Below are 23106 nucleotides of genomic sequence, written 5' to 3' on the forward strand. Positions count from 1 at the left end.
CTTTTTACGTTTGTGTGTAGCGATCTTATGACGCTTTCTCTTCTTACCACAAGGCATACCAAAGTAATTTTATACAGTTAAAAAATAAATTTATCGTTTCAGTTCTGCTATTCTTTTTGATAAAGCTTCCTTCGCCGCAGCTACAGGCACTTTCTCTTTTGCTATTTCGTACCATTTAATCGCATTGGCTTTCTCGTTATGTATATCATAACATTCTGCCAGATTAAAAATAGCATCAAGGTTTTCCGGGTCTTTTTTTACCACAATCAAAAAGCGTTCAATGGCTTTATCATACTGACCACTTTTCTTTCCTCCCAGGCCGAGCATCATTTGTCCATAAACATTATCGGGATTCTTCTCTACTACTGATCTGATACTCATGATACCCTGCATCGGGTTATCAGAAATATTACCAAAAAGGTAGCAGGCCCCAAGACCTATTTTGCTTGAATCATTGGCTGGGTTTAATACCAGCGCCTTATCAAAAAGAACTTTTGCCTGTGAAGCCAGCCAGTTTTGCATGGCAGGTTCACCCTCTGTCATTAAGTTGTTTAAAAACAGATGGGCGGCAAAGGTGAGGCTTTTTTCAGAATTTTCCAACTTAGCGGCTTCGGCAGTATACCAGGCATAGGGTTCGAAGATACGGGCTGAGTCGGACCAGAAGCGTGCCAATTGGTGGTAAACATGAATTTGCTGCTCTTTAATATCACCTCTTACTACTGCATTTTCAAGCATGCCGATACGGGCAGCCTGCTCCGGACTTATTTTTTCTTTGGCTTTTACAAGCAGGTCTTCAAATCTAATTGATTGATTTCCATGCGAATGCGTAGTGTCGCCTTCGGTATGTATGTGTTTATCAGGTGCTACTGTTGGACTAACAAAATAGAACAGGAGGAATAAAAGGGCAGCCCCAGCAGTTAACAATAATTGTTGTTTCTTCACAAGTCGGAAAATTTCGGCGAAGTTAGTCCGACTTCCGCTTGCTTTTTACTTCGCTTACAAATTCTTTTGCTGGTTTGAAGGCGGGAATATAATGTTCCGGAATTTCCACCGCAACATTCTTTTTTATATTACGTCCGATTTTAGCTGCACGCTTTTTTGTGATAAAGCTGCCAAAGCCGCGTATATATATATTCTGCCCGTTAGAGAGGCTCTCTTTTACTTCTTTAAACATGGTTTCTAAGGTCACCAGTACATCCACTTTCGGTATACCCGTTTTATCGGAAATCTGGTTGATGAGGTCTGACTTTCTCATTGGAAATAGAATTGTTTAATGAATCAGGCTTAAAATAAGATAAAAAAACTGGTATTTGCAAGAAAGATTGTTTAATTTTTATAGACGTTATTGATTGATAGATAAATGGTTCAAAAATGTTATTAGTTGAAAACTATCGTCAGATATAACTTATTTGTACTATACAACAAGTTTATTGTCAATAAAACATAGTTTTTTTGATCTTTGTGAAGTCAATGAAAAGCCAATTTACACGCACCATACTACAATGGAATCGTACCCAGAATAACAGGGAAATGCCTTGGAAAGGTGAAAAAAATCCTTATCACATCTGGTTGAGTGAGATCATACTCCAACAAACCCGGGTAGAGCAGGGGCGCGCCTATTACAATCGTTTTATTAAAAAATATCCTACTGTATTTAAACTGGCCGCAGCTCCTGAGCAGGAAGTATTTAAATTATGGGAAGGACTGGGTTATTATAACCGTTGTCGTAATCTATTGTATACAGCACGTGAAATTGTGCAGCGCTACAATGGTATTTTCCCTGATCAATATGAAGAAATTATTCAGTTAAAAGGGGTAGGCCCCTATACCGCGGCGGCAATTGCTTCATTTGCCTACAACCTTCCCTATGCAGTGGTTGACGGCAATGTTTTCAGGGTGTTGTCGCGCTTTCATGGGGTTGATACAGCTATTGACAGTACCGCAGGAAAGCAACTGTTCACGGCACTTGCAGCCAAAATGCTCGACAAAAAATTTCCGGGAGAATATAACCAGGCTATTATGGATTTTGGGGCCACAGTTTGCAAGCCCATGGTACCATCCTGTTCTCACTGCCCACTGCAAAACAATTGCGCAGCATACCAGACCGGTATGGTGAATCGATTACCGGTAAAAGAAAAAATTCTCACCAGAAAGACCAGGCACTTTACTTATTTTATTTTTGAATACGAAGGCAAAACCTTTACAAGGCAGCGAACAGGTAAAGATATCTGGCAGGGGCTTTTCGAATTTTACCTGGCAGAAACAGAAAAGTCCCAGAAATGGACCGTTACTTCAGTAACTGCATGGCTGGAGGAGCAGTTAGGTCCCCAGTCACTGAAAATTCTTGCTATTTCTTCACCCGAATCGCAACAATTAACCCACCAACAGATAAATGGATGTTTTATAAGGGTATCATTAAAAAAAATGCCCGCTTTATTGTCATCCGGCAACTGGGTAACCCCCAAAGGGTTGTCTGCACTCGCTTTTCCAAAACTTATTACGAAATACCTGTCTGAAAAGTATAAACCTTAAATTTTTCAGGGCTGTTCTTTTGTTGCTTAAAAAAAGGTATTTTTAAGAGTGATTAAACTGCGACGAATATAAAATCAATTGTATGAGAGGTGTAAACAGAGTCATGCTGATCGGTAATCTTGGAAAAGATCCGGATGTACAACACCTGGAAGGCAATATTGCCGTGGCCAAATTTCCATTGGCTACCACAGAAACGTATAAAGACCGGTCTGGTAAATTGGTTTCGCAAACAGAGTGGCATACGGTAGTATTGTGGAGAGGTCTTGCCGAACTTGCGCAGAAATACCTGCATAAGGGAAGTCTTATTTATGTGGAAGGGCGATTACGTACCCGAAGCTGGGAGGATAAAGAGGGCAACAAGAAGTTTGCTACAGAAGTAGTAGGAGATAACCTGATTATGCTCGATAAACGCGGCGACGGTCATCTGCCCAATGGTGGCGGAGAAGGATTAGAAGGATATACCGGTGATGATGCTCCGCCTTTAACCGACCCCGGCGAGTCACTTCCATTTTGATGGAATGGAATTGATATTTTTGCGATGATATAAGAACAGAACCTACTGTTCATTGTAAACTTAAACCACCCGCTTTGGATCACCATCCGGTACTGCTCAACTTATTGAATGTTCCTTTTTTGTCTGCACTTCATCCCGAAGGCACAACTGTGCTTGTGATGATTTTATTGGTATTGCTTTTTCTTTCTTTTGTACTTTCCGGCTCTGAAGTAGCTTTCTTTTCGCTTACCTATAAAGACATCAATCTTTTAAAATCGAAGCAGCAGCCTGCTTATAAACGAATTGTAGATTTACTGGAACAACCTAAAACCCTGTTGGCATCATTGCTGATAGCCAATAGCTTTATCAATATCCTGATCATCTTTATCTCTAATCTACTCATCGATAATATGTTCAATTTTGAGCAGTTTAATGCAGGATGGATAGAGTTTCTGATTAAGGTATTGGCAGTGAGTTTTTTACTGGTATTATTTGGGGAAGTAATGCCGAAAGTACTTGCCACACAGAATAATATTCGCTTTGCAAAAGATTTTGGTGGCGTGGTACAGGTAGTGGCCTACACTTTTGCAGGCATGAGTAAGGGACTTGTAAAGTATTCTGATATCATTGAGCGAAAATTATCCAGTAAATCGGGCAATGCGTACAGTCTTGAAGAACTCGATCATGCTATTGATCTTACTACCAATGAAACAGCTTCTGAAAATGAAAAGAATATTTTAAAGGGTATTGTTAAGTTCAGTAACATATCTGTAAAGCAGATTATGAAAACAAGGATGGATGTAAGTGGTGTAGAATACGATACGCCATTTAACGAATTGATATCCCTGATTAGTGAACTGAACTATAGCAGACTTCCAGTTTACAAGGAAGACCTTGATGAAGTAGTGGGAATGATTCATACCAAAGATCTGCTTCCGCATATCCAGGAAAATGAGCACTTTGCATGGCATAGCTTACTGAGATCGCCTTATTTTGTGCATGAACAGAAACCAATTGAAGACCTTTTAAAGGAGTTTCAGCAGAAACGAATACACTTTGCGGTAGTGGTAGACGAATTTGGTGGTACCAGCGGGATTGTTACACTTGAAGATATTCTGGAGGAAGTAATAGGAGAGATCAAAGACGAGTTTGATGAAGAAGATAGCGGTTATAAAAAAATTGATGACAACAATTACATTTTTGAAGGCCGAACCATGATCCATGATGTATGCAAGGTGATGGATATCCCAGCTGATACCTTTGATGAAGTAAAAGGAGAAAGTGATTCTCTTGCCGGACTCGTACTTGAAATAGCCGGCGATATTCCCAAACCCTCCCAGATAGTTATTACAGGCGATTTTGAATTTACAGTACTGGAGGTAGAAAAAAACAGAATTCAGAAAATTAAGATTTTTATTAGACCCCAATAAGTCACATAGACTTAGTTTTGAAATATGATAAATGAGCGCAAAAAGGTCATGATTTATGGTACATGGTCAATGGTCTTTGTTTTGGGAATCCTGATACTGCAGTCCTGTAACAGCAGCTTTACGCCCAAGCCCAAGGGATACTATAAAATTCACTTTCCTGAAAAAAAATACCAGTTATTTGAACAGGATGGTTATCCTTATTCGTTTGAATATCCGGCTTATGCAAAAATTGTAAAAGACAGTACTTTTTTTGGGGAAACAACCGAAAATCCATGGTGGATCAATGTTGAGTTCCCTGAATTTAACGGAAGAATTTATATCAGTTATAAAGCCATCGGTAAAAACCGTTTTGATACACTGGTAAAACATGCGTTTGTATTAACGGGTAAACATTCAGCCAAAGCCTATTCTATAGACGACTCATTAATGGTGACGCCGAATGGTATCAACGGGATGTTTTTTGCAGTAGGTGGTGATGTAGCTACAGCGAATCAGTTTTATCTGACCGATTCAGCCAGACATTTTCTTCGGGGTGCCATGTATTTTGATGCTACACCCAATGCAGATTCACTAGGTATTGTAAATCGCTTTATTCTGCAGGATATGAAACACCTCATTAATACGTTCAGGTGGAAATAATATAGCCGCCCATGAATGGGCGGCTCTCAGGCAAACACTGAACTACCCTTCGGTAACCAGTATAGTATACTTACGCAGTAATGCCTGATTTGTTACGTAAAAACCTGTTAATTCTGTAGAAATCTTTGCACCTTTATTCTGCAGGTGACCCGTTAATTCTGATTATCTTCGTTTCCATGATAGCAATTGATAATAAACTGATCAGCGATGAAGTGATAGAAGAGCAGTTTGTTTGCGACCTTACCAAATGCAAAGGAGGCTGCTGTGAAGATGGTGATGCGGGCGCGCCCATGGAAAAATGGGAACTCGAAAAATTAAAAACGTATTATGAGGTAGTTAAGCCTTATATGACTAAAGAAGGTATAGCCGAAATTGAAAAGCAAGGATTATACCTTTACGATAAAGAATTTGGTTGGGTAACACCTACGATTGACGGCGCTATTTGTGCATATGGGTACAGGGATAAACAGGGTATCATCAAGTGCAGTATTGAGCAGGCATATAATGATGGTAAACTCGACTGGAAAAAACCCCTGAGTTGCCATCTTTTTCCCATCAAGACCAAGAAGAGCAGAAGAGATCCGGATATCGAATATGTAAATTACGAACCAAGAGAAGACCTCTGCAAGGCGGCCTGTTCACTGGGTAAAAAATTAAAAGTACCTGTGTATGTTTTTCTTAAGGATTCATTGATCAGGAAATACGGAGAGGAGTTTTATGAAGCGCTTGCTGCAACAGCAGAACATATGAAAAACAGTAAAGAAGATTGATAGATTATGACAGATAATGCTGCCTCATTCATTGCCAAAAGTACCATTAAAGCTGCCGACCTGGAACACAGGCGTAAGATCAATTTTAATATCGGTAAGTACAATGCGGTTGTGCCTGCAGGTAAACAACAGTTTACTGATGTGATGCAGGTAAGGGAAAGGGCTAAAAACAGTAAATGGGAAGCTATTGAACATCTTGATAAATATCTGCTTGAATTTGAGCAAAAAATAAGTGCCAAAGGAGCTAAAGTAATATGGGCTGAAAATACCGATGAGGCATTGGAAGCTATAGGAGCCATTTGCAGGGAGCGGAATTGTAAAACGCTCGTGAAGAGTAAGAGTATGGTGACGGAAGAAATTCACCTGAATGATTATCTTGAAAGAAACGGTATAGAAAGTGTTGAAACTGATTTAGGAGAATATATTCAACAATTAGACGGTGAAGCTCCTTATCATATTGTAACACCGGCCATGCATAAAAGCAAGGAAGATGTAGCCAAACTTTTTGCCGATAAACTGGGAACCAGACCCGATCTTACACCGGAAGAACTCACATTGGTAGCGCGTCAGAAATTACGTGAAAAATATGTGGAAGCGGAAGTAGGTGTTACAGGTGCCAATTTTATGATTGCTGATATCGGTGCCATTGCAGTTACAGAAAATGAAGGCAATGCACGCTTAAGCTGTGCATGGCCCAAAACACATATTGTTATTGTCGGGATTGAAAAAATGATTCCCTCTATTACAGATCTCGGTACCTTCTGGCCATTATTATCCACCTTCGGAACGGGTCAGAAAGTAACGGTATACAATACCATTATCAGTGGCCCGCGACAATCTGGTGAAACCGATGGCCCAGAAGAAATGTTTGTGATTTTGCTGGACAATGGCCGCACAAATCTTCTGGCAAATACTACTTCCCGGGAAGCCTTATACTGTATTCGTTGCGGGGCCTGTTTGAATGCCTGTCCTGTATATAAAAATATTGGAGGTCACGCGTATGAAACTACCTACAGTGGTCCCATTGGTAAAGTGATTACACCTCATCTGCGTGGTGTGGATGACTATAAACACCTGAGTTATGCCTCTTCTTTGTGTGGTAATTGTACAGAAGTCTGTCCGGTAAGGATTAACCTTCACGAATTATTATTAGATAACCGTCATGAGGCAGTTGTGCAGGGCTCCAGCTCAATTGCAGAACGAGTTGCATGGAAAGCCTGGAAAATGGCAAGCCTGAACCGGATGATGATGAATATGGGTAATGGGAAGATGAAAAACTGGGTAGTGAACAAAGTTTTCAAAGGGTGGTCCATGCACCGTTCACAACTCGATTTCAGCCAGAAAACTTTTAATGAGTTGTGGAAGGAAAAACAAAAACAATCATCCTAAATAAGGCTATGTGTGCTGACAATCTTTTCACCACATATCAGCAAACGACTTGCTTATATTGTAGCTACACTTTTCAGCGATACGGCTATTATCACAGATAATGCTGCAGAATACCTCATAAGCGAAGGCCCTTGTATTAATTATTCGGATCAGCTCCTGGAAACCGGCTTGCAAATCATTCCCGTCGAAATATTACAGGAAACAGGTGTCAGAGAGCAATCCGTCAAAATGGACCAATGGAGAGGACTTCCTGTTTTCTTTTCCGGTAAAGGACAAATTCCTTTCGATATTTTTGGGGCATCTTTTTACCTGCTTTCCAGGTATGAAGAATACCTGGGTCATACAAAAGATGAGTATGGAAGGTATGGTCATCAGAATAGTCTGGCCTATCGCAATGGCTTTCTCGATATTCCGCTGGTCGATTACTGGATGCAGGAACTGGAGAAAGAACTGCAAAAAATAAATCCATCTTACCGGTTACCTGATCGTTCGTTTCGGATTCAGCCGTCTTATGATATTGATATTGCCTACCGCTTCAGCCATCAATCTCCTTTTAAAAATATCAAGGGATATTTTCTTGATTTATTAATGATGCGTTTTGATGATTTGATGGAAAGGGCTACTGTTTATAGTCGCAGGCAAAAAGACAGTTATGATATTTACGAATGGCTTGATGCATTGCATCAACACTATCAACTGAAACCTTTTTATTTTTTTCTGCTGGCTGAGAAACAAAAATATCCTGATCGCAATGTTGACCCTTATACAAGTGGCATGCATTTGTTGATTAAGGAACACGCCCGGAAATATCAAATAGGTATTCACCCATCTGTACAGAGTAATCATGATAAATCGATACTGGAAAGGGAGTTGAAAATATTGACTTATCACTCAGGGTTGCCTATACATCATTCAAGGCAACATTATCTGAAGTTTGAGCTGCCGCTAACCTACCGGCAATTAATTGAAGCAGGTATTCAACAGGATCATTCAATGGGATATGGAGCTGTAAACGGTTTCAGGGCGTCAACATGTGTGCCTTTTTATTGGTATGATATCATGGAGGATAAAAAAACTTCACTGGAGATTCTTCCTTTTTGTTATATGGATAGTGCTGCCATTTTTCATGAAAGATTGAATACCGAAATGGCAATGGAACGGATGCTTTATTTTTTTGAAACTGTTAAAAAAGTAAATGGTGTATTCAGCTATGTAATGCACAATCATTTTTTAACCGAGCAAAAGGAATGGATCATGTGGCGCAGTATGTATGAGACTTTTCTGAAAACATTATAATAGAGACGATCGTTGATTAACCTACATCAGCCAATGCCTGTTCCCTTTGTTTTTTCAGACTTCTGTTCACCAGAAATACGCCTGCCAATGTAATAGCGGAACCTATCAAAATATCGATGGTTAATTTTTCATTCATTAATACAGATCCTGTGAGGATGGCTACAATGGGATTGATATAAGCGTACAATGCAGCAATGGCAGGTTCCAGATGTTTCATGGTATAAATGAAAGCCACAAAAGCCACAATCGAACTTACAAAAACCAGGTATGCAATAGCCATCCAGGTGCTGGCAGGAACTGCTGAAAGCGGAACCGTATCGCCGGAAACCAGCGTCATAATCATAAGTAAAAAGGAAGCCAGTAACATTTGCCATCCTGTAGCATTGTAGGCATTGATTTTTACTTTATTTCTTGCGATAATAATAGTACCTACACTCCAGCTTAGCATAGCAATAAGTGAAAGTATCAGCCCTAAGATGTATCCTTCTGTTTGATTGTGGAATGCATTATCATAAAAAACAATCCCGATACCGCTTATGCCGAGTAAGAGTCCGGTAAAAGTTACCCATGTAATTTTTGTGTTGCGGAAAAACAAGCGTTCAATAATGACAACAGATAAAGGATATAATGCAGCAATCAAAGCTGCCAACCCACTCGGAATATATCGAAGGGCAACGGTGGCAAAACCATTGGCAATAACAAAAAGTAAGCTACCCATACCGGCAAGCCAAAGCATTTGTTTGCCGGTTGGCAGTTTTTCACCCCTGATCAGGAAAAATGATACGAATAAAGCCCCTCCCATAAACTGCCTGATGGCGGCTACTTCTAAACCGGGTACACCTCCTTTCACAGCGATTTTACTTGCTACCCAGCTGGTTCCCCATATAATGCTGGTAGCAGCCAATCCGATATATGCTTTTTGTCTGGTTGTCATTGCTTAATGACGGAAATGACGCATACCGGTCATCACCATCGCTAATTTATTTTCGGTACAATATTCTATACTGTCTTTATCTCGAACTGACCCTCCCGGCTGAATAAATGCTTCCATACCTGCTTGATGGGCAATCTGCACACAGTCATTAAATGGGAAAAAAGCGTCTGAAGCCAATACAGCGCCTTTGAGATCAAATTGAAACTGATGGGCTTTTTCAATGGCATGTCTGAGTGCATCAATACGGCTGGTTTGTCCGCAACCCTTACCTACCAGTTGTTTATTTTTAACAAGTGCGATGGCATTACTTTTCAGGTGTTTGCAAATCAGGTTGGCAAATGCCAGGTCTTCTTTTTCTGTAGTTGTCGTTTCTCTTCCGCCTACTTCTTCCCATTTACTATAATTGCCTTCGTCTGAGCCTTGCTCGAGTACACCATTCAAAATTGATTTTGAAGGCTGTTTCAGAGTTGGTTTTTCTCCTTTCAGCTGTAACAAAATTCTGTTTTTCTTACTTTTTAATACATCAATTGCATCTGTATCAAATGCTGGAGCAATCAACACTTCAAAGAAAATTTCATTGATGGCATCCGCAGTCGCTTTATCGATGGTGCCATTGCTAACAAGTACACCACCAAAAGCACTTTCCGGATCACCGGCCAGGGCTGCGTCCCAGCTTTCTTTCACAGAAGGTCTGGCAGCGATTCCGCACACATTGGTATGTTTGATGATGGCAAATGTTGTTTCAGCAAACTCGCCGATCAATTGTACTGCCGCATCTACGTCAACAAGATTATTATACGAGAGCTCTTTGCCATTCAGTTGCTCAAATAATTCAGTAAGGTTGCCATGGAAAATAGCCTGCTGGTGTGGGTTTTCACCATAACGAAGTGATTGCTGGTGACCGGGGTTAAAATAATGACTGATAGCAATATCATAATGCATCACCACTTCAAAAGCCTTGGCGGCAAATACTTTTCTTTGTTCAATGGTTGTAGTCCCCTGTTGAGCTGCGAGTAACTGCTCCAGTTTACTATAGTCGTCTTTGGCAGCAATTACGACTACATCTTTAAAGTTTTTGGCTGCTGCGCGAATCATGGAAGGTCCACCAATGTCTATTTTTTCAATGATCAGCTTTTCTTCACTGGTATTTTTGAGGGTTTCTTCAAATGGATATAAGTCAACAATTACCAGGTCTATTTCCGGAATATTATATTGTTTCATTTCCTGCAAATCCTGCTCCTCGTATCTCCGCCCCAGTATCCCCCCGAAAACGACAGGATGCAGTGTTTTCACGCGCCCGCCCAGAATAGAAGGGTAGGTGGTTAAGCTTTCCACTGCAATACACTGAATACCGAGTCCTTCCAGAAACTGTTGGGTACCACCTGTAGAATAAATGGTAATACCTTCTGTCTGTAAACGACGGGCCAGGGGTTCAAGACCATCTTTGTAAAAAACAGAAATAAGCGCCGACTGAATCTTCTTTTGCATAAAAATGAAATATATACCACTTTTATAGTGGTTGATTGATAAATAGTAGCTGCAATCGTCAGAAATCCATTACAAAAGCACCCTGTTCGGGTATGGAATGGTGGCGCAAATGTAGGCTGTCTGCTTCTTTTTTCCATTTTCGTATTTTCCACAAGGGATTATTAGCGTCCCAAACATAAAGACGGGCCTTAAATACACGCTGCAGATCCGCTACGGTAACAGCGGGATTATTTTGGACAATGACAATATCTGTTTCAATTTCAGAATATCCATTTCGAAGCAGAGGTTTTTGGTGTACAAAAGCAATGTTTAATCCGTTAACGGATAATAATCTGTTTTTTTGAGACGGGAGTGCTGTTTTTTTGCGAAATCCGCCCAGCAGTGTATGGGTGGGTAAACGCATTTTCAGTGTGGCTGATAAATTTTCCGGATTGGCTATGCTGATATACTTACCACCACCCAATATTTCAGTTACGGGTTGTCCGGGTAAATGGTAAACAATCAGCTGCTTTTTTTGTCTGATCTGTATATGTCTGTAGGCATATAGAGCTACTAACGTAGCCAAACATACAAGCGCATATAAGAGAAAAACTGACTTTTTATGTATGATCCACCTGCATATATATAGCACAAACAGAAAGTAACCAATTATTTGTACCGCATTGATTTGTATATGACTGGTAACAGCAAAGGGGAGTTGTCCGGTGTACAAGATAAGTTGGTTCATGAAAGCGAGTGTTTTGTCTAAAACAATCCCGAGCACAGAGGCTACCCAATGAAAAGGAGATAGGATTAGTAAAAGGATCAGCCCATATAAAACCACGCCACTTAGTGGAACCACTATAAGATTGGTGATAAGGAAAAGATTCGGGAACTGATGAAAATGATAGAGAACCACTGGAATGGTAAATACCTGAGCACTGCAGGTAACTATTACCAACTGCCAGCAATACCTTATGGGTGTATAAGATATATACCAGTAATGATAAAAAGGCCTTGCGAATACAATAATACCGGCTACGGCTGTATATGAAAGCTGAAACCCAATATCCCAGAGATAAAAGGGATTGAAACAAAGCAGGCAAAACATTGAAGCAGCAAGACTATTGTAAGGGTTGTGTTTTCGTTGTAGCCATTCTGCGATCAGCATAAAGCTGAAAATAACAGCGGCTCTTAATATTGATGCACCTGCGCCTACCAATATACTAAATGCCCATAGTACCAGAAGGATCAAAACCGGCCGAATCCATTGAAGCAGTTTGATTCTTTTGAAGAAAGAAGTCAGCCATAATAAAATGCCATAAACCAAGCCAAGATGCATCCCGCTGATGGCAATTACATGAATAACGCCTGTTTTACTGTAAGCATCTACCAGATCATCTTCCAGATCGAAAGTATAACCGATCAGTAGTGCTTCAGCAATGGCCTGCTCCTGTTTACCCGGAATATGCTTCCTGAGTGCAGATAAAATAAGATGAACTTTATATCGGGTAATACTTTTCCTGCCACTATCAACCAGCCTGTAATCATTTGCTTTCAGAAACAGCCGGTGGTAAATATTCTTTCTCGCCAGATAAGCTGCATAGTTAAAAGCGCCAGGATTTTCAGGGTCGTCTATTAATTGTAATGGTTTTTGTAACAATAAATAATCTCCTGATTTCAGTACTTTATTTTTTTCTTCTTTACTGAAGTATAACAATACGTTGCCTTCTGAGGCTTGCCATTCTCCTTTTGTGAGACACCGTTCAACTATTGCGGTTGTTTTGAGTGATTTTTTTCTTTCAACCGGCGTTTCCAGCAATCTGATCAGAAAAGCCTGATGCTTATCTGCATGATGGCCAATCCAGTTGTCATAGTGTTGAACATTACTGAAGCGGGTGATCACAGAGCCGAGTGAAATGAAAGCTATATAAATGTATAAACCTGTGATAAAGGATAGCCTGTATATCTGCTGAATGGATCGATATCTAAGTAAGATGGTATAAAAAATAAAGGTAGTTATGAGCCCGCTTTCCAGTATGATTTTATGCGGAAAATAATATTGAATAAGAATGCCGGTAATGAAACCGGGCAACAGTCGGAGAAAAGGCGCTTGTTTGAAGAAGGTAAAATCTGACGAACGCATGCTTTAAACCTAAATAAAAAGGCTGCGTAACCATACGCAGCCTTTTTATTCAAGTGTTAATACACCGTATTTTCCGTTGTTATCTGGAAAGATTCATACTTCTTTCTTTATACAATGTTCTGAAGTAAGGGTCTCTGAGGTCTTTGATGAAACGAATGGCTTCACCGGTACTTTTCATTTCTGGTCCGAGTTCTTTATTCACACCCGGAAATTTTTCAAAACTGAAAACCGGTTCTTTGATCGCATAACCTTCCAGTTTTTTCTCCATGGTAAATTCGGTGAGTTTAGCTGCACCCAGCATTACTTTGGTAGCAATATTCAGGTAAGGAATCTGATAGGCTTTAGCAATAAATGGTGTTGTACGAGAAGCTCTTGGGTTGGCTTCAATAACATATACCTTGCCATCTTTAATGGCAAACTGAATATTGATCAGCCCTTTGATGTTCAATGCCCTTGCAATTTTTTCACTGTAATATTCCATTGTTTCAACAATCAGTGGCGTAAGGTTGAATGCTGGTAAAACGGCATTACTATCGCCACTATGTATACCTGCCGGTTCAATGTGTTCCATCACACCCATGATATGGAAGTTTTCGCCATCGAAAATGGCATCTACTTCTGCCTCCTGACAGCGATCGAGGAAATGATCGATCAGGATGGTATTACCGGGAATATGTTTTAAGAGACTGATAACCGCTTTTTCTACTTCTTCATCATTAATTACAATACGCATGCGCTGACCGCCCAATACATAACTCGGGCGAACCAGTACAGGGTAGCCTACTTTATTGGCTACTTCAATGGCTTCTTCTGCTGTATAGGCTGTACCGTACTCTGGGTAAGGTATATTCAGTTCTTTTAATAAGTCGCTGAAACGACCACGGTCTTCTGCTATGTCCATACTGTCGAAAGAAGTTCCGATAATGCGGATACCTTTCTGATGTAATCTTTTTGCCAGTTTCAGTGCGGTCTGACCTCCCAGTTGAACAATTACACCTTCCGGCTGCTCCAGTTCAATGATTTCCCAGAGATGTTCCCAGAAAACGGGTTCGAAGTACAATTTGTCGGCCATATCGAAATCGGTGGATACTGTTTCGGGGTTACAATTCACCATAATGGCTTCATAACCACACTCTTTAATGGCAAGCAAACCATGTACACAACAGTAATCAAATTCAATACCCTGGCCAATCCGGTTAGGACCGCTTCCCAGGACAATGATTTTTTTCTTTTTAGATGGGACTGACTCGTTTGATGTTAAGGTAGGATAGCTCATTTGCGACAAATTGCGCAAAAATAAGGGTATGAAAGAATACAGCCCTGTTATTTTTCAAATAAATGAAAAATGAATACCGGATTTGGTTTAATCAGCCAATTCTTCACACTCAAAACCTGCATTTTTGAGCAATGCTTCCACCAACCCAGGTGTAATGAGTGGGTCAGCTTCAATTCGTAATATATTATCACTATCGTGCAGGTCTACATTCCATCTGTGAATACCCGACATTGGATTGAGTAGGCGCCCGGCATGGTGAACCAACCCAATATCTTCAAGATTGGTTTTAAAAACCATGATATGCATGCTAACGGTTGTTTGGTTTCAGATAATTATTGCGAGGGGGTATCATTATTGACACTGTTTCTTTTCCACATGTTGCACCGATTCCTCCATTCTTCTTTAATTTTTTCTCTTTCTTCCTCACTCAGTCCTGCAAGTTTTTGTTCCATCTTTTCTTTCCATTTCTTTTTATAATCCCCACCCTTACCACGGAATCCGCCGAATAGTATTTTACTCAGTACCAGTAAACCCAGTGCCTGCCAGTAAGTAACGGTTGATACCTGTACTACTTCTGCCAGCACCCCATTCCAGAGTAACATCACTACCCAGGCCAATGCTGCCAGGCAGGCAATGGCAATTATAGTAAAGCCAATGATTTTTTTTATCCAGAATTTTTTATGCATCATAGAGTAATTTAAGATTGATTCAATAATTCATCCCTCAAACTGCTTAGTCTTTCACGAAGATGTAAGACAGCGTATCTTTTACGGCTGATCAGCGTATTGATGGTTTCTCCGGATTGCTCGGCAATATCTTTAAAAGAAATACCTTCTATTTCATTTAATACAAATGCTTCCCGCTGCGGTGCGGGTAACTCATTAAGGGCAGCATAGAGTGCATCCCAGAAAATAGACCGTATATAATCGGTTTCGGGATTGTTTTTATCATCAAAAAAAAGATCAGACCATTCAAAGCTTTCTTCTCCATTTGTCTGGTAAATATCTTCCAGCAACTCCGGCTTTTTCTTTCTTTTTTTATCCGTAATCTTATTACGGGTAACGGTAAATAACCAACTGGTTAGCTGTTCAATGGGTTTGGTATTGCCCATGAACTGGTAGAACACATCCTGAAGAATATCTTCCGCATCGGCCTCACTCTTTACCCGCTTGCGGATAAAGCCCATCAGCCTTTTGCTGTAGGTATTCATAACCTCAGTGATATGCTTACCGCGTGATTCGCTCATAGTAGCTGGTATCTGCCATGCCTGATCCATACCATTGGATTGACGAATCAGGAACAATAATATTGTATGACATTCTTATTTTTTATCTGATACCTTATCAGTTGCACGAACCCCCTTTTTATTGCAGTTCCCCTGCTTTTTCATGGTCGTCATACTGGTTTCTGAGCTTTAGCAGCTCTTTTTTCATAGCAGAGAGTAGCGTAGCGTAGTTTTTGTCTGCAATCAGGTTTTTCTGTTCTGCAGGATCTTTCTTAAGATCGAACAACTGCCATTCATTTACCGTATAGAAATAAATAAGCTTGTATCTATCGGTCCGTACACCCAGGTGCTGTAATACCGTATGATCTGCATTGTACTCATAAAAATGATAATAAAGGCTTTTTCTCTGTATGCTGTTTTTTGTATTCTCCAGAATAGGTTTGAGGCTCAGTCCCTGCATCGAAGATGGAATGCTGATACCTGCTACATCTAAAAAAGTAGGTGCGTAATCAATGTTCTGTACCATATTATTGTTTTTCGTACCCGCTTGTATATGCCCGGGCCATCGGGCTATGAGTGGTGTACGCATTGATACATCATACATCCATCTTTTATCGAACCACCCATTCTGGCCCAGAAAAAATCCCTGATCAGAAGTGTACACCAGTAATGTATTTTGTGAGAGACCGTTATTATCGAGATAGTCGAGTAGTTTACCAATGCCTTCATCAACCGAGGCAGCGGTTGCCAGGTAATCCTGCATATACCACTGGTACTTGAGTTTAAGTAGGGCATTGCCTTCAGGGCGTTGTTCCTTTATGATTTTTCCGCGTACTGCATAGATATCTTTTATTTTTTGTCTGTCCATAACAGGAATGCGGTTGATGATACTGTTGTAATAAGCAATTTCAGCTGAGTCGGGTTTTAGCCATGGAATATCCATCAGATAAGTAGGCTCTACTTTCAGATCACTGGACAACTTCATATCGTGAAGTATACTCATGGTTTGTAGCTTCCAGGCGGTTCCTTTACCTATGGTATCGGCATACAGCGTGGCAGGTTCAGGAAAGGTTTTGTTTTGAAAAGCTGCTATATTTTTGGGTGAGGGAAAGAAATAACGGTGTGGGGCTTTGTGGTGTAATAACAGTAAAAAGGGTTTGTTTGGCACTCTTTTGTTTTGTAGCCAGTTTATGGCCTCATCCGTAATTACTTCTGTGGCATAGCCGGGATAAGTAGCTGTATCTCCCTTCATATCTATTAATCTTGGCTGATAATAGAGTCCCTGACCGGGTAATATCTTCCAGTAATCAAAGCCTGTAGGATAGCTGTGTAAATGCCATTTACCTACAATAGCTGTCTGGTAGCCATTTTGCTGGAATAGCTTAGGCATGGTAAGCTGACTGCCGTCAAAACGTGTGCGGTTATCTTTCATGCCATTTTTATGAGAATGCATACCTGTAAGTAATGTAGCCCTGGCAGGTCCACAAATAGAATTGCCTACAAAAGCGCGTCGAAACAATACACCCTCATTGGCAATACGATCTATATTCGGTGTTTTAATGAGTTTGGATCCATAAGCACTGATGGCATTTGCGTCATGGTCATCACTCATAATGTAAATGATATTCGGTTTCGATTGCGCCATACCTATGGAGGGTAATAAAATACATAGGAACAATATTTTTTTCATGCGGCACTTTATTATTGATCTATAACTCAGACACAAACCTATTAGTTTTGTGTACAAAGTTTTTTTATGGAATTTGGTCGTGTACCCGAGTCAGTACTGAATACAATCGATTTCTCGCTTCCTTCAGAACCGATTTTTAATAAACAGGTATTGAAAGGTAAGAAACAAAATAACCCGAAACTGTACCTGGGTTGTGCGAAATGGGGTAGAACAGAATGGGTAGGTAAAATTTATCCTCCCAAAACCAAAGAGAAAGACTTTCTGGAGCATTATGTAAAACATTATAACAGTATAGAACTGAATGCTACCCACTATAAAGTGTATGGTGCTTCGGGTATTGCCAAATGGGCAGAAAAAGCCAGGGGTAAAGATTTTAAATTTTGCCCGAAGATGTATCAGGGCGTCACACATCGTGGGAGCCTGAAGGGGAAGGATTTTATTACTACAGAATTTTTACGGGGTATCATCGCTTTTGAAGATCTTCTGGGTCCCGTATTTGTTCAGGTGAGTGATGCTTTTACGCCTAAACGGAAAGATGAGTTATTCGATTTCCTTCGGTCCCTGCCAACAGATATGCAATTCTTTCTGGAAGTACGTCATCCGGATTGGTTTGGTATACCTGATATTCAGCAGGAGTTATTTGCCACACTCAAAGAAATGAATATAGGTGCTGTTATTACGGATACCAGTGGTCGGCGAGACTGTGCACATATGCATCTGACGGTTCCGAAAACATTTATCCGGTATGTTGGTAACAGTTTACACCCGACGGATTATATAAGGGTGGATGAATGGATTGCCCGTATGCAATACTGGATTGAACAGGGTATCGAAGAACTGTATTTTTTTATGCATATGCATGATGAAGCATTTTCACCGGAGTTAACTGTATACATGGTCGACAAGTTAAATGCCGCCTGTGGTTTGTCTTTACAAAAACCAGCATTTGTTCAGCAACAACAAAGTTTGTTTTAAGAGGTATGACGAATGTCAGCTTTTCTGATACAGCGTTTTTGTAATTTCATACAAATCGATTTTTATGAAAAAGCTGATATTGCCCTTGTTCATTATAGTCTCGTTTGCATACTGTTCTTCAGTTCGGGTATTCAATACAGAAGTGGCTGCTGATGCAGAACCTTCCCGGTACAAAACCTTTGGTTTTTATGAAGTAAAAGCCTCAGGTGATACCATACCCAGCACTTTCAATGAAAGAATCAGAATTCTAAAAAAAGCGATTCAGGTCGAAATGGAGAAAAAAGGCTATCGCTTTGTTACAAGTGGTGCAGATTTATTGGTGAATATTGGTATTGTAGTAAAGCAGGAAATTCAAACAAGACAAACCAATTGGCAGAACGATGGTCGTTTTACTTATATGGGGCAGCGAAACTATAGCTGGAAAAGTGAAGAGATAGAAGTGGGTCGCTATCGCGAAGGAACATTGACGCTGCATATTATTGAAGCTGACCGTCATAAAATGATCTGGAAGGGTTCTATGGAAGGGGTGATACCTGAGAAATCAGATCCTACAGGTAAAACTGCAGGCCAGGCATTACAAAGACTTTTTGCGGTATATCCGTTTACAGCGGGTTGATTATTTCACTAAACATAATTCATCCCATCGGGTCGTATAACGCGGACTACGTAGTTCCTGGCGCATTTTCCAGTTACGCGTAGTACCGGAAGATGCAAACTTGAGTACATCGTCGCGCATGGCGAAATTTACATTGTCGATAGTGTCCATCAGCAAACGATGGTTGTTTTCCTCTGTTGCCTTAAACAGGTTACCCTGCACTGAAGTATCGGGTACAATACCACTTAACATTACGCCTGCTTTTTTATAGATGCGGCCTTTTTCATACAGCCGCTCCGTAAGTTCCAATGCGGGTTTAATCAGTTCCTGTGTAAAAGAAGTGGCTACAGGTAGTGTAATATAACTGCTGATGGTAGGCCCATGCCGGAAATAAGTAGTATGCGAGTCTTCTTTGGGTACCACAAATACGCTGATGGTATTGGCAGCACTGTATTGTCTTCTCAGTTTTTCAGCAGCTCTTGAAGTATATGTGGCTACGGCTTCTTTGATATCTTTTAAATCGGTAACAGGAGAGCCAAACATGCGGGTGGTAGCAATCATTTTTTTTCTGGTTCTTTCCTCTTCCATATCGGAACTGATTATACCTTTCAGCTCCCTTACCAGGCGTACACCTGTTACACCACCCAATTGTTTTTGTGCCCATCCTATATCTTTAATACTCAGGTCATACGCAGTATGAATATGTAGTTTTTTTAGTTTTTCTGCATATTGATGTCCCACACCCCATACATCTTCTACCGGTGTTTTATGTAAGGCCTGTTCTATTTTTCTTTTGCTATCAAGTACGAGTACACAGTCTGTTACCTGTTTATTTTTTTTAGCCAGGCGGTTGGCTACCTTACTAAGTACTTTGGTAGGTGCCACCCCAATCGAAACAGCAATGCCTGTCCATCGTTCTACTGTTTGCCGCATTTGTTTTGCAAATGCATTTAGTTCCTGTAATGGAATGTGATCAAGATTTAAAAAAGCTTCATCAACGGAATATACTTCCACGCAATTTGGTGGAAGTATCATTCGCAATGTTTCCATTACGCGCCAGCTGAGGTCGCCGTACAGGTTATAATTAGACGAGAAAGTTGATACGTCATATTTTTCAATCAGTGGTTTCGCTTTAAAATAAGGTCCTGCCATTTCTACACCAAGGTTTTTGGCTTCATCGCTACGTGATATAATACAACCGTCGTTATTACTCAATACTACTACCGGCCGTAGCATTAACTCCGGTCTGAAAAGGCGTTCACAGGAACAGTAAAAGCTATTACAATCTACAATGGCCCTCACGGAATCATACATTATGAATACAATACAATACAACCCCCCACACAGCAAAGCCGGCGTATGGATCAATTTCTATATCACCGAATTTTTTGTTTTCAGCAATCAGTCTTTTTTTGTTGAAGCCATCTGCCAGGCGGCGTACCAGTAACTCTCCGTTCAGAATAGCCACAATAACACGACCGTTCACCTGTCTTATACTGCGGTCTACAATTAATACATCACCTGGATAAATGCCTGCATCCGTCATGGCTTCGCTGTTCATCCGGAAAAAGAAAGTGGCCGGTTTGTTACGGATGAGTTGTTCATTCAGATCAATCCCTCTTTCCATGTAGTCGTCTGCAGCAGCGCCAAATCCGGTTGCATTGGCCATCGGTACTTCCCACTGGTTAAATTTTTTAGAGCCTTTATAGGCGGCTCCGTACCACTGTTCCCCATCCATATAAATAAATTTGGTTTAGCTAAAAATTTTAGTAAATTTATGCTAAAATAATTATCCGACTAAAATTTTGTTTATGGAAATACCCACCATTATGGGGCATCAGCTAACAGATAGAGCAGTCAATACCCTGAACCGCTATCGCCTGATGGCTTATCCGGATATGGAAACAGAACTGATCATACAGGCAGAACAGCAATATATGCAGCGTCGTTACCGTACGGCCTTACCTGTTCAGCCAACAGGTATTGTGGTAGCTGAATTTATGGCCAGAGAAGATATGGAAGCCACCTTAATCAGGTGGATGCACCGCATTATCAGTATACAACCCAGTTTCAGGGTAAACATACAGGGTTTTGGTGCATTGTCCTCAAAACAGTTGTACATGCGGGTACAGGAGCAGCAACCTTTTCAGCAATTAGCCGGTGCCATGCAGGTAGTAGATCAGTATATCAGAAGCTATGATTGTCCACCGGCAAAAAGATTTACACATCCTTGTCTGCCTTTAACTGAAGCAGTACCTGATGAGGAGTTCGAAAAAGTAGTACTTGAGTATGCAGGCCGAAAACTGAATCTGTCTTTTGAAGTAAAAGAATTGTTACTGATACGCAACCGGCATGCAGCAGAAACTGGAAAACAAATCAATCTTTTTCGTCTGCAGCCTGATAGGATTTAATGGAGCAAGATATAATTGAGGAAAATGGAACATATTTCTGGTGAACATAGTATTGCAGAGTATCTGCTGGTATTAGAACCGCACGAAGCATTGAAGCAAACCATTCAATCTGTAAAACAACATTTTGCAGATAAGTATGATTGTCCGTCGGCAACTTATAGTAAACCACATATTACCTTGTTAAATTGTATGCAGTTCTGTATGGCAGAAAGCAGATGGATACCCAAGCTGCGTCGTATTATCGAAACAACAACACCTTTCATGGTAGAACTGGAAAACTTTGGTCATTTTCCCACCCACACCATTTTTATACAGGTGAAAACAAAAAACCTGTTGGGTGAGCTGGTAAAATCACTGAAGGAAATTCAGGGAATGGTGAAGCTTGACAAAGAACATAAACCTCATTTTATTACAGACCCACATCTTACCATTGCGAGGAAATTACAACACTGGCAATTTGAAAATGGATGGAAGGAATATGGTAATAGTGAATTTAGTGGCAGGTTTATGGCAGATCATGTATTGCTGATGCGGAAAAGATTGGATGAAAAAAAATATGAAATCATTGGAAGATTTGCCATGCTGGGAATCAAACAAACAGTTGAGCAGCTACCTCTTTTTTAATCCATCTCATCGACTCCTTTTACCTGAACCTCTTTGTTCTGTAAAGAGTGCGTAATAATCAATTTGAAAAAGCGATCATAATAAAGCGAATCCCTCTTACGCAGTAAAAGCTTAGAGGAGATTTAGGTGAAAGTAAATATGGAAGAAGAACAATCCTACCTGAAAGGGCGTGGCGCACAATATAATCCACGTAACCGATTCCTTAAAAATGAACGGATCAGGGAACATATAGAAGGTATTGATGACTGGACAGAGCCGAATGAAGCCACTGTTTATCTGGAAGACCAGGCGAAATCGATCGTTAATAAGGTGGATAGTCCGGATGTAGGTATGTGGTATAGTATGAATCCTTACCAGGGTTGTGAGCATGGTTGTATTTATTGTTATGCCAGAAATGCGCATGAATATTGGGGTTATAGTGCCGGACTTGATTTTGAAAGAAAGATCATTGTAAAGAAAAATGCGCCACAACTTCTGCGGAAATTTCTAATGAATAAAAACTGGGAGCCTGTACCTATTAGTCTGAGTGGTAATACCGATTGTTACCAGCCGGCAGAAAAAAAATTCAGACTTACACGTCAGTTACTGGAAGTGTGTAATGAGTTTAATCAACCCGTGGGAATGATTACCAAAAATGCCGGTATACTTCGCGATAAAGATTTATTACAGGAAATGGCCAAAAAGAACCTGGTGAGTATTCTGGTAAGTATTACCTCTTTTGATGAAGATTTACGAAGGGCCATGGAACCCCGCACCACTACCGCTACGCAAAGATTACGTGTGATTAGAGAGCTAAGTGAAGCGGGTGTAAGAATGGGCGTGATGCTGGGGCCGATGATCCCCGGACTCAATGAACATGAAATGCAGCGAATCATGAAAGCGGCTAGTGAGAACGGCGCGGTTTTCAGTGCCTATACTTTTATTCGCCTGAATGGAGCCATTAAACTCATTTTTCATGACTGGCTCTATAAAAATTTTCCTGACCGGGCAGATAAAGTATGGCACCTGATACAGAATGGTCATGGCGGACAAGTAAACGATAGTCGTTATGGTATCCGTATGCGGGGTGAGGGCCCCGTTGCAGAACTGGTAAGGCAGCAGTATGTTAAGTATAACAAGCTTTATAAACTTAACGCTGAGCGCTGGGAGTTGGATGCCACGAAGTTCAGAAGGCCGGGCGAACAGGGACGATTGTTTTAATAAGTTCTTGCTGG

The 23106-nt window shown here is 40.6% G+C and carries 24 protein-coding genes; 12 read left to right on the plus strand and 12 right to left on the minus strand.

Annotation, left to right across the window (positions count from 1 at the left end):
* Nucleotides 1-90 precede the first annotated feature (90 nt).
* Together BC659_RS09470 and BC659_RS09475 are read right to left on the minus strand one after the other, a co-directional pair.
* The gene (locus BC659_RS09470) at nucleotides 91-942 is read right to left on the minus strand and encodes a tetratricopeptide repeat protein (RefSeq protein WP_133474521.1); all 852 of its coding nucleotides are present in this window, start codon (nucleotides 940-942) and stop codon (nucleotides 91-93) included.
* A gap of 22 nt (nucleotides 943-964) precedes the next feature.
* A complete protein-coding gene (locus BC659_RS09475) occupies nucleotides 965-1255 on the minus strand; it encodes an HU family DNA-binding protein (RefSeq protein WP_133474522.1) in 291 nt (96 codons plus the stop codon).
* A 215-nt stretch (nucleotides 1256-1470) separates the two neighbouring features.
* Between BC659_RS09475 and mutY the strand changes: the two genes are divergently transcribed.
* The 7 genes from mutY (at nucleotide 1471) to BC659_RS09510 (ending at nucleotide 8549) form a co-directional block, all read left to right on the plus strand.
* Nucleotides 1471-2532 carry an A/G-specific adenine glycosylase gene (gene mutY / locus BC659_RS09480; RefSeq protein ID WP_133474523.1) on the plus strand — a complete coding sequence of 354 codons (1062 nt, stop codon included), beginning with the start codon at nucleotides 1471-1473 and terminating at the stop codon, nucleotides 2530-2532.
* A gap of 82 nt (nucleotides 2533-2614) precedes the next feature.
* On the plus strand, nucleotides 2615-3046 hold the full coding sequence (locus tag BC659_RS09485) for a single-stranded DNA-binding protein (protein ID WP_133474524.1): 432 nt from the start codon (nucleotides 2615-2617) through the stop codon (nucleotides 3044-3046).
* 74 nt (nucleotides 3047-3120) lie between these two features.
* Nucleotides 3121-4455 (plus strand): gliding motility-associated protein GldE, encoded by a 1335-nt coding sequence (gene gldE / locus BC659_RS09490; RefSeq protein ID WP_246027112.1) that lies wholly within the window; start codon nucleotides 3121-3123, stop codon nucleotides 4453-4455.
* Nucleotides 4456-4479: 24 nt separating this feature from the next.
* Nucleotides 4480-5094, plus strand: a complete 615-nt coding sequence (gene gldD / locus BC659_RS09495) for a gliding motility lipoprotein GldD (RefSeq protein ID WP_246027113.1) — start codon at nucleotides 4480-4482, stop codon at nucleotides 5092-5094.
* Nucleotides 5095-5270: 176 nt separating this feature from the next.
* Nucleotides 5271-5864 carry a DUF3109 family protein gene (locus BC659_RS09500; RefSeq protein WP_133474525.1) on the plus strand — a complete coding sequence of 198 codons (594 nt, stop codon included), beginning with the start codon at nucleotides 5271-5273 and terminating at the stop codon, nucleotides 5862-5864.
* Between the two features lie 6 nt (nucleotides 5865-5870).
* On the plus strand, nucleotides 5871-7253 hold the full coding sequence (locus tag BC659_RS09505; protein WP_133474526.1) for a LutB/LldF family L-lactate oxidation iron-sulfur protein: 1383 nt from the start codon (nucleotides 5871-5873) through the stop codon (nucleotides 7251-7253).
* Between the two features lie 12 nt (nucleotides 7254-7265).
* Nucleotides 7266-8549, plus strand: a complete 1284-nt coding sequence (locus BC659_RS09510; protein WP_133474527.1) for a polysaccharide deacetylase family protein — start codon at nucleotides 7266-7268, stop codon at nucleotides 8547-8549.
* Between the two features lie 16 nt (nucleotides 8550-8565).
* Here BC659_RS09510 and BC659_RS09515 read toward each other — a convergent pair whose 3' ends face one another.
* The 8 genes from BC659_RS09515 to BC659_RS09550 all read right to left on the minus strand — a co-directional run bounded on the left by BC659_RS09515 (nucleotide 8566) and on the right by BC659_RS09550 (nucleotide 17287).
* Nucleotides 8566-9483 (minus strand): EamA family transporter, encoded by a 918-nt coding sequence (locus BC659_RS09515; RefSeq protein ID WP_133474528.1) that lies wholly within the window; start codon nucleotides 9481-9483, stop codon nucleotides 8566-8568.
* A gap of 3 nt (nucleotides 9484-9486) precedes the next feature.
* On the minus strand, nucleotides 9487-10971 hold the full coding sequence (gene purH / locus BC659_RS09520) for a bifunctional phosphoribosylaminoimidazolecarboxamide formyltransferase/IMP cyclohydrolase (RefSeq protein ID WP_133474529.1): 1485 nt from the start codon (nucleotides 10969-10971) through the stop codon (nucleotides 9487-9489).
* A gap of 58 nt (nucleotides 10972-11029) precedes the next feature.
* A complete protein-coding gene (locus BC659_RS09525) occupies nucleotides 11030-13096 on the minus strand; it encodes a ComEC/Rec2 family competence protein (RefSeq protein WP_133474530.1) in 2067 nt (688 codons plus the stop codon).
* Nucleotides 13097-13175: 79 nt separating this feature from the next.
* On the minus strand, nucleotides 13176-14372 hold the full coding sequence (locus BC659_RS09530; protein ID WP_133474531.1) for a carbamoyl phosphate synthase preATP-grasp domain-containing protein: 1197 nt from the start codon (nucleotides 14370-14372) through the stop codon (nucleotides 13176-13178).
* Nucleotides 14373-14459: 87 nt separating this feature from the next.
* Nucleotides 14460-14678, minus strand: coding sequence for a hypothetical protein (locus tag BC659_RS09535; RefSeq protein ID WP_133474532.1), 219 nt, complete (start codon nucleotides 14676-14678; stop codon nucleotides 14460-14462).
* Nucleotides 14679-14704: 26 nt separating this feature from the next.
* Entirely contained in the window at nucleotides 14705-15061 is a 357-nt protein-coding gene (locus BC659_RS09540) for a hypothetical protein (protein WP_133474533.1), read from the minus strand.
* A gap of 8 nt (nucleotides 15062-15069) precedes the next feature.
* Nucleotides 15070-15648, minus strand: a complete 579-nt coding sequence (locus tag BC659_RS09545; RefSeq protein WP_133474534.1) for an RNA polymerase sigma factor — start codon at nucleotides 15646-15648, stop codon at nucleotides 15070-15072.
* An 88-nt stretch (nucleotides 15649-15736) separates the two neighbouring features.
* The gene (locus BC659_RS09550) at nucleotides 15737-17287 is read right to left on the minus strand and encodes a sulfatase family protein (RefSeq protein WP_162847401.1); all 1551 of its coding nucleotides are present in this window, start codon (nucleotides 17285-17287) and stop codon (nucleotides 15737-15739) included.
* Nucleotides 17288-17353: 66 nt separating this feature from the next.
* On the opposite strand from BC659_RS09550, the gene BC659_RS09555 reads away from it, so the two are divergent.
* Nucleotides 17354-18262 (plus strand): DUF72 domain-containing protein, encoded by a 909-nt coding sequence (locus tag BC659_RS09555; RefSeq protein WP_133474535.1) that lies wholly within the window; start codon nucleotides 17354-17356, stop codon nucleotides 18260-18262.
* Between the two features lie 64 nt (nucleotides 18263-18326).
* On the plus strand, nucleotides 18327-18878 hold the full coding sequence (locus BC659_RS09560; RefSeq protein ID WP_133474536.1) for a DUF4136 domain-containing protein: 552 nt from the start codon (nucleotides 18327-18329) through the stop codon (nucleotides 18876-18878).
* On the opposite strand, the gene BC659_RS09565 is transcribed toward BC659_RS09560, so the two are convergent.
* Together BC659_RS09565 and BC659_RS09570 are read right to left on the minus strand one after the other, a co-directional pair.
* The gene (locus BC659_RS09565; RefSeq protein WP_133474537.1) at nucleotides 18879-20171 is read right to left on the minus strand and encodes a Y-family DNA polymerase; all 1293 of its coding nucleotides are present in this window, start codon (nucleotides 20169-20171) and stop codon (nucleotides 18879-18881) included.
* The gene (locus tag BC659_RS09570; RefSeq protein WP_133474538.1) at nucleotides 20164-20595 is read right to left on the minus strand and encodes a LexA family protein; all 432 of its coding nucleotides are present in this window, start codon (nucleotides 20593-20595) and stop codon (nucleotides 20164-20166) included. The genes BC659_RS09565 and BC659_RS09570 overlap by 8 nt, the downstream gene beginning before the upstream one ends.
* A gap of 73 nt (nucleotides 20596-20668) precedes the next feature.
* Between BC659_RS09570 and BC659_RS09575 the strand changes: the two genes are divergently transcribed.
* The 3 genes from BC659_RS09575 to BC659_RS09585 all read left to right on the plus strand — a co-directional run bounded on the left by BC659_RS09575 (nucleotide 20669) and on the right by BC659_RS09585 (nucleotide 23092).
* Nucleotides 20669-21268 (plus strand): hypothetical protein, encoded by a 600-nt coding sequence (locus BC659_RS09575; RefSeq protein WP_133474539.1) that lies wholly within the window; start codon nucleotides 20669-20671, stop codon nucleotides 21266-21268.
* Nucleotides 21269-21292: 24 nt separating this feature from the next.
* A complete protein-coding gene (locus BC659_RS09580) occupies nucleotides 21293-21892 on the plus strand; it encodes a 2'-5' RNA ligase family protein (protein ID WP_133474540.1) in 600 nt (199 codons plus the stop codon).
* A 138-nt stretch (nucleotides 21893-22030) separates the two neighbouring features.
* Nucleotides 22031-23092 (plus strand): PA0069 family radical SAM protein, encoded by a 1062-nt coding sequence (locus tag BC659_RS09585; RefSeq protein ID WP_133474541.1) that lies wholly within the window; start codon nucleotides 22031-22033, stop codon nucleotides 23090-23092.
* Nucleotides 23093-23106: the final 14 nt, after the last annotated feature.

It is taken from the genome of Sediminibacterium goheungense, from assembly GCF_004361915.1.
GTDB lineage: Bacteria > Bacteroidota > Bacteroidia > Chitinophagales > Chitinophagaceae > Sediminibacterium > Sediminibacterium goheungense.